The following is a 6548-nucleotide window of genomic DNA, read 5'->3' as shown; positions in this document are numbered from 1 at the left end:
ATATAAACGTTTGATATTTATAATTTTATGGCGCGTTGATAACAGTTTTTTGGTATAATAACCACTTGTTTGCCTCTGTAGCTCAAAGGATAGAGCAACGGCCTTCTAATCCGTTGGTTGCGCGTTCGAGTCGCGTCGGGGGCACGATGAAATCTTGAAATAGCATAGTGCATTTCAAGATTTTTCAGAGTGCCTAGCTTGCTTATGGTTGAAAGCACTGTGTGCTTTCAACCATAAGCAAGCTAGGTCTGTACACGTCTTTAAGACGCGTACAGGTTACTTATCTTCTTCGCGGCAGCTTTCGCATAAGCCAAATACTTCTAGCGTATGATCCACCACAGTGTACCCGTGAGATTCAGCTACTTTATGAATCCATCCTTCGTCGTCAGGTGGCTCAATGTCGACGGTTTTTCCGCAACGTTCGCACACTAAATGATGGTGATGAGTATTTTCATCGCAAATACGGAATAATTGCTGTCCATTAAAGCGCACGGTATCTACTTCGCCGCTTTGAGTTAAAGAATTAAGTTGACGATACACCGTTGCTAAGCCAATAATCTCCCCGTCTTTGGCGAGTATTCGGTGCAAATCTTGTGCAGAAACAAAATTACGAGACTCGCGTAAGTAGGAGAGTACTATTTCTTTTTGTTTTGTATGTCTACGCATAGGCTCACTAGACATTTCGCATCCTTTCGTCGTTTTTAGTCTAGCTCGTCGTCCCAGCAGCCTGTTGCATCTAATGCGGCAGCAGCGTCAACAGGATTATCGCATAGCACAGTAATATGACCCATTTTGCGATTCTTACGAACTTCAGCTTTTCCATAATCGTGTATATGCCATTCTGGATGTTCCAAAATCAGCGAACGTGTAGGAGCCACATGTTGCCCAAGAACATTTACCATAACAGCAGGGGAAAGTAGCTTAGGCTTCTTTAAAGGCCAACCAACAATACCGCGAATATGTGCTTCAAATTGATCCATATCGCAAGCTTCAATCGTATAATGCCCGGAATTGTGAGGGCGAGGAGCAAGTTCGTTTACTACTACGCGATTATCTTTAGTGATGAAAAGCTCGATTCCTAATGTTCCTGCTAGTTCGAATCCTTTAGCTAAGCGCAAAGCTAATTCGTGAGCTGTTTTTTCAACTTCAGGATCAACTACTGCAGGAGCTAAAGTCATGTGCAAAATACTATTGTGATGCACGTTTTTTACTAGAGGATAAGTTACGAAATCCTTACCATTTCCAGAAACCAGGATTGATGCTTCAAAAGCAAAATCGACGAAACCCTCGAGAATTGAAGGAGGGAATTTTCCTCCGCGATCCGAGCGATGGTGAATGTTAGCAACGTCTTCTTCTGTGCGCAAAACATCTTGACCATGACCGTCGTAGCCGCCGCGACGAGTTTTAAGAATTGCTGGCAAGCCTATTTCGTCAATAGCAGCATCTAAGTCGTCCAAATTATTTACTTCACGCCACGGAGCTGTTTCGATTTTATGACTATTAATGAACGTTTTTTCACTGACGCGATCTTGAGTTACGCGTAACAGGTCAGTTCCTTGTGGGATTGCGGTTAAATGACGAACTTTATCAAGTGCGTCTGCGTTAACATTTTCAAATTCGTAAGTTAATACATCGCAACGTTCAGCAAGCTCACGTAAGCCTTCAGGATCGTCGTAATTAGCTTCAACCTGCAAATCTGCTACTTGGAACACAGGGCAGTCAAGCGTAGGGTCAAGAACACCAATACGAAAACCCATATGGCGAGCTGCAATAGCCATCATGCGCCCTAACTGGCCGCCGCCAATAATTCCAATAGTGGATCCTGGCATTAAACGTTCAACAGCACCATTAGTTACTTCAGATAAGGTTGGCATTTGATTCCTCGACTTTTTCTTTTAGTTCATTGCGATATTCTGCTAGTTCTTTAGCAAGACGATTATCAGTTGTACTTAGAATACTTACAGCAAGCAATCCAGCATTTGTCGCACCAGAGTTTCCAACTGCAGTAGTTGCAACAGGAATACCTCCTGGCATTTGTACTATTGAAAGCAATGAATCCCAGCCTGATAGCGCATGCGAGCGTACTGGCACTCCAATAACAGGAAGCGTGGTTTGTGCCGCAATCATGCCAGGCAAGTGGGCGGCTCCGCCGGCTCCAGCAATAATAATGTGGAAACCGTTTGAGCGAGCATTATGCGCAAAATCTGCCATTAATTCCGGTGTACGATGTGCGGAAATAACTCGTTTCATATACGGAACTTGGAATTTATCTAGAATTTCACAAGCATGACGCATGGTTTCCCAATCACTTGAGGATCCCATTACGACAGCGACGGTTGGCTTTACTTCTGACACGATGAACCTCCCTGACGTGCACTTGTTACTTTACGCAACACTAGGGAGAACTCGCCGAAGTTTATCTAAAACTTAACAAATTATTTGTTCGCTTCATTGCTTTTTGGTCGCAACGATTTTACCATTTCTAGTATTTGTTTAGGATTAGCTTCCGGTAAATAGGCGTGAGTTACAGCTAGTGAAATCTGAGCTAATTTTGCAGAATCCATATAGCAAACATATACGGAACTTGCGGATGGCTGGAATTTTTTCTTGAAGAAATATAGCGATTTGAACCCATAAGCTGGTTCCAAAATGTCAGACATCATTTCTAGCGCATGATTAATAACGTTAGAAGATTTTTGACCATTTTCGTTCAATATGTCTTCGTTTATGCCAGCTAGAGGTGCTGCAGAAAGGCTCATAAATTCTACAGAACAGTCTGGGTTTTCTAATCCTTCATCTCTTAAACGTTCTGCCATTCTAGCAATTAATAATTCCATAATCCCATTAGGACTATCTGTGCGGTGACGCATAAAATCAAGTGTCCAACCAATAATTCGATTATTTCTATACGTTGGCATCCAGCTTGTTACTCCAAGTACCCTGCCGTCTTCATTAATAGCGTATAAAATTTTGACGCGGCTATCTTGAAGTTCGTCAAGTCCTCCGAGAGTAAATTTCATTTCTGGAAGAGCTTTTAACTCTGCCCATTCTTCTGAAATTTCTACAATTTGTTGCCGTACGTCCCAAGAGGCTTCGTTATAAGTTGTAAGTACGTCGGCAATTCCATCTCGTTTTGCTTTGTTTATAGCTGTACGAATATCTTGCCATTTTTTCCCTCGCGTCTGCCAAGTATTAGGGTCTACTAGCATGTCTGTTCCGACTTTAATAGAAGTAAATCCAAGTTTTTCTAGTTCTTGACGCGTTTTATCGTGCACAGCATAGAATGCTGGAGACCACGAATTTTGTTCGCAGAATTTAATAAATCCTCGAATATCTTGTGAATACTCTTTTTCATCTCCAAAAGGTTCTGTAAGAGTGAGCGCAATACCGTAATTTAGTCTATAGGCAATTGCAGATTGCCCGCTTTGAGAGAACCAATAATGGTTATTCGCCCAAGTTGTCATAAAGCTCATTGTGTTTCCACCAAGTTCTACTAATGAGCTTGCTTTTTTTCTATCGTTTTCGTTTGTAGAGATGCTGCTGCGGAACCACGTAAAGCAGACAATAAACAATATTGTCCAGAATATCACGCCCACGCTTTGTGCTAGTAAAGAAGATAGGGGTGTTTCAGTGCGAAGCATTGCGTTAGATCTGTTTCCAAATCCCATAGGCATCCAGCGCCCTGGTAAATCTCGCAATAAGTGGTAAATATCAGCAGATGGAGTAAATTCTTCAGGTATCATAAGACCAAAAGCAACATATCCAGCACCAGTTATATACAATGCTATAAAAATTGCTATTAGTCCCAAACGTGCCTGTAGTTTGCTCGTATGAACAGAAAAATGCTTTAAATTAATTATCAACAAAATAGTAAGCAATAATGGTGGGAGAGCGGTAAGCATAAAAGCAACAGCAACAGCATTATGTTGATGTTCCAAAATATTTTGTTTTGTGGCAATTAAAGGCAAAACAGTGAAATACATTCCTGCATATAGCACAGTCAGTGCGTTTATAAATATAGAAGTTAATGCAGCTAGTCTACGCCCTCGTAACATTCCCCACGCAATAATCATCAGTGTGATGCTTGGTAATAGAATGCGAATCCATAATTCGCTAATTGCAGCGTGATGTAGACCTGAATGAAGAAAACAATTATTTGTGCTGTAATTTGTCATGCATCGCGTAAGCCATGTCTTAGAGCCTAGTTGCGGTGACATAAACAAACCAAGAGTAGTAAGAATTCCTGCGTGAGAGCGTGAAGATAATGCCAACACTGGACCTAATGCAATAATGCTCTGAGCTACTGCAAAAAGCCTACGAATTTCGTAATCTGTACCTTCCCACCAGTTTACACTTCGTCTAACGCCTTTTGTTTTGCTCATAATATTGCCGATGATGTGTCCTGTAAGGGCTGCAATAATAGTGCAATAATCGCCTGGATTTCCACTATAAAGAAGCATTGCTGAAGTAGTAGCGTATCCAATTACTAAAGTTCTTCTGCGCCACAAAATAGATTCGTAAGATGCAGAAGCCATAAAAGCGCCAATAAACAGTGTGAATGGAGATAGTCGAATAGGAATCTTGGTAATCCAATGCATGTTTCGAATAATGATTGAAAGATTACCTATGATTGTTAATCCTACAATTATGCCAACAAGTGTGCTAAATATTGCAATATAAATAATATTAAGTCTACTTATACGAGTTTCTGCAACGCCAATAAGTACGGCAACAAGTAAACAATTAACCATAAGAGATGGCATATTATTTACGAAAATAAGCGAATGGCACACTTTTATCAGCAGCTCTGTGACGTTTCCGTGCCCGAAGAATAGGCTTGGACCTTTTGAATGATGATGTCGCATAAACAATTGTGCAAGAGTAGCGCTTGTGCCATAAGTATAAAAATGCATAAGTGCTAATACGAGCCAGTGTATGCAATTTATAACAATAAAAATGCATGTAAGCGTTAATGCAAAAACTTTATGTTGCATCCAGGTTATGAAATCGTGCATCAATATTTTTGTATGCCGAATTGCTGAATGTTTAGAATCAGAATCATTTTTCTTACAACGTTTATGAAAGAAAGACAGCATCATATTAGTCTCGATTCACTTGCTGGTTGATAAGAATTTGTACATTTTGGTAGGTATTAAGTTTTGGTGCAGTGCTTGAAATACCTGTTTTTTTGCAGAATTGATCAATTGCTATTTTTAATCCAGCTTTTACTGTGTGCCAATCATGACCATTGCCTTGAGAAAGCATGGTTATAACATTCATTCCAGCGCGATGTGCGCTTAGTGCGATGGTTGCCTGATTCGCTTGAGATTTAGTATCCCATGAGCCCGCAATAGCGTAATAATTTTGTTTCAAAGGAGCATTTTTACGCATTATCACGCTAGGTACATGTCGCTCATATTCTGATGTGTTTCCATTGAAATAATGATTAATTGTTTCTTGGCGATTCTTATATGTTGGTTCTAGTTCCCCTCCGGCAGAAAAAATGTTTCCAAATATATCAGGGTGAGATGGAACTAGTTGCGTTGAGCAAGTGCCTCCTTGTGAGAAGCCGCCCATAAGCCACATTTTAGGATCTTTGCTTACTGGCAAATGTTTGCGTATCCATTTAGGAACATCATTAATTAAATATGTTTCTGCTTTGCCGAACACATGTGTATCCGCACACAGAGAATTATGCGAAGATTCACCATTTTGGTCAGGGGCTACAACAATAGGTGCAAGACCGTAGTGATTTTTCGCGTAATTGTCTAAAGTATTTGCAATATCGCTTGCTGCAAAAAAGTGATTAGGGCTACCAGGTTGTCCTGCAAACATGACCATAACTGGCAGTTTTGGTGGTTTTTTAACAAGTGCAGCAGGTGGCAAGTATACGTTTGCTATTCTGGCATTGAAATGTGAAGCAGTGTTAGGGATATAAACTGAACGAACAATACCTTTTTTAGGCAGTTTTGGCAGTTTTTGTTGTGCTGCTAACTCTCTCCATTGTTTAATACTAGAGGATGCGGATTTTTGCTTATTAACTTCTAGTTTTGGAAAACCACCCATTCCAAATATTGAACCTATTGTCGTGTATTCCCCATAAATCATGTCTACATGAAGAGCTGTGCTTGCTAACGTCAAGATAATAGCTATTACTGCAACTAGTTTTCTCCATTTGTGTAAGAAAACAAATGCTGTTGCTGCAAAACCTATAAGCCCGAAGCCGCATGCAATAGAAAAAATAACGAGCCATCCAAGACTTACTTCGAATACAAGAAACACGTCAGAAATAAGCCAAGCAATTATTCCACCGACAAAAAATGTTATGACACCTATTGCAAGTTGTATTAGTAAGTGGAACATTTTCTTGCCGCGTTTTGTTTTCATAAAAAGCAACAAGACTAAAGAAATACCATTTACGCTAAAAAGGCTTACTGGTAGCCATCCTTGCAAAAGACTCACTTTTGCCAATTGCAGCATGTTTGACTCCTATACTTTCTAGTCTAATTTGCGTACCAGTTACTAATCTAAGCGACATATACGCACAG

The 6548-nt window shown here is 40.3% G+C and carries 5 protein-coding genes and 1 tRNA gene; 1 reads left to right on the top strand and 5 read right to left on the bottom strand.

Annotated elements, in window-relative coordinates:
- Window positions 1-71 precede the first annotated feature (71 nt).
- A tRNA-Arg gene (locus tag A5295_RS00510) sits at window positions 72-144 on the top strand.
- Between the two features lie 132 nt (window positions 145-276).
- Here A5295_RS00510 and A5295_RS00505 read toward each other — a convergent pair.
- The 5 genes from A5295_RS00505 to A5295_RS00485 form a co-directional block, all read right to left on the bottom strand.
- Complete coding sequence (locus A5295_RS00505) at window positions 277-681, bottom strand: Fur family transcriptional regulator (protein ID WP_004106002.1); 405 nt, start codon at window positions 679-681, stop codon at window positions 277-279.
- Between the two features lie 20 nt (window positions 682-701).
- Window positions 702-1874 carry a 5-(carboxyamino)imidazole ribonucleotide synthase gene (gene purK, locus A5295_RS00500; RefSeq protein ID WP_004108378.1) on the bottom strand — a complete coding sequence of 391 codons (1173 nt, stop codon included), beginning with the start codon at window positions 1872-1874 and terminating at the stop codon, window positions 702-704.
- Window positions 1858-2355, bottom strand: coding sequence for a 5-(carboxyamino)imidazole ribonucleotide mutase (purE, locus tag A5295_RS00495; protein WP_012914358.1), 498 nt, complete (start codon window positions 2353-2355; stop codon window positions 1858-1860). The genes purK and purE overlap by 17 nt, the downstream gene beginning before the upstream one ends.
- 80 nt (window positions 2356-2435) lie before the next feature.
- Window positions 2436-5099 (bottom strand): bifunctional lysylphosphatidylglycerol flippase/synthetase MprF, encoded by a 2664-nt coding sequence (locus A5295_RS00490; RefSeq protein WP_082915433.1) that lies wholly within the window; start codon window positions 5097-5099, stop codon window positions 2436-2438.
- Between the two features lies 1 nt (window position 5100).
- The gene (locus tag A5295_RS00485) at window positions 5101-6480 is read right to left on the bottom strand and encodes an esterase family protein (RefSeq protein WP_064621432.1); all 1380 of its coding nucleotides are present in this window, start codon (window positions 6478-6480) and stop codon (window positions 5101-5103) included.
- Between the last annotated feature and the right edge of the window lie 68 nt (window positions 6481-6548).

The sequence above is a fragment of the Gardnerella sp. 26-12 genome, assembly GCF_001660745.1.
Lineage (GTDB): Bacteria > Actinomycetota > Actinomycetes > Actinomycetales > Bifidobacteriaceae > Bifidobacterium > Bifidobacterium swidsinskii.
Note: the sequence above shows the minus strand (reverse complement) of the source record. Positions and strands in the feature narration are given on the sequence as shown.

What these genes read in the sequence shown, in the direction of transcription:
- A5295_RS00490 (WP_082915433.1), bottom strand. Translation starts at nt 5,099, where the DNA reads ATGATGCTGTCTTTCTTTCATAAACGTTGTAAGAAAAATGATTCTGAT.
- A5295_RS00505 (WP_004106002.1), bottom strand. Translation starts at nt 681, where the DNA reads ATGTCTAGTGAGCCTATGCGTAGACATACAAAACAAAAAGAAATAGTA.
- A5295_RS00485 (WP_064621432.1), bottom strand. Translation starts at nt 6,480, where the DNA reads ATGCTGCAATTGGCAAAAGTGAGTCTTTTGCAAGGATGGCTACCAGTA.
- purK (WP_004108378.1), bottom strand. Translation starts at nt 1,874, where the DNA reads ATGCCAACCTTATCTGAAGTAACTAATGGTGCTGTTGAACGTTTAATG.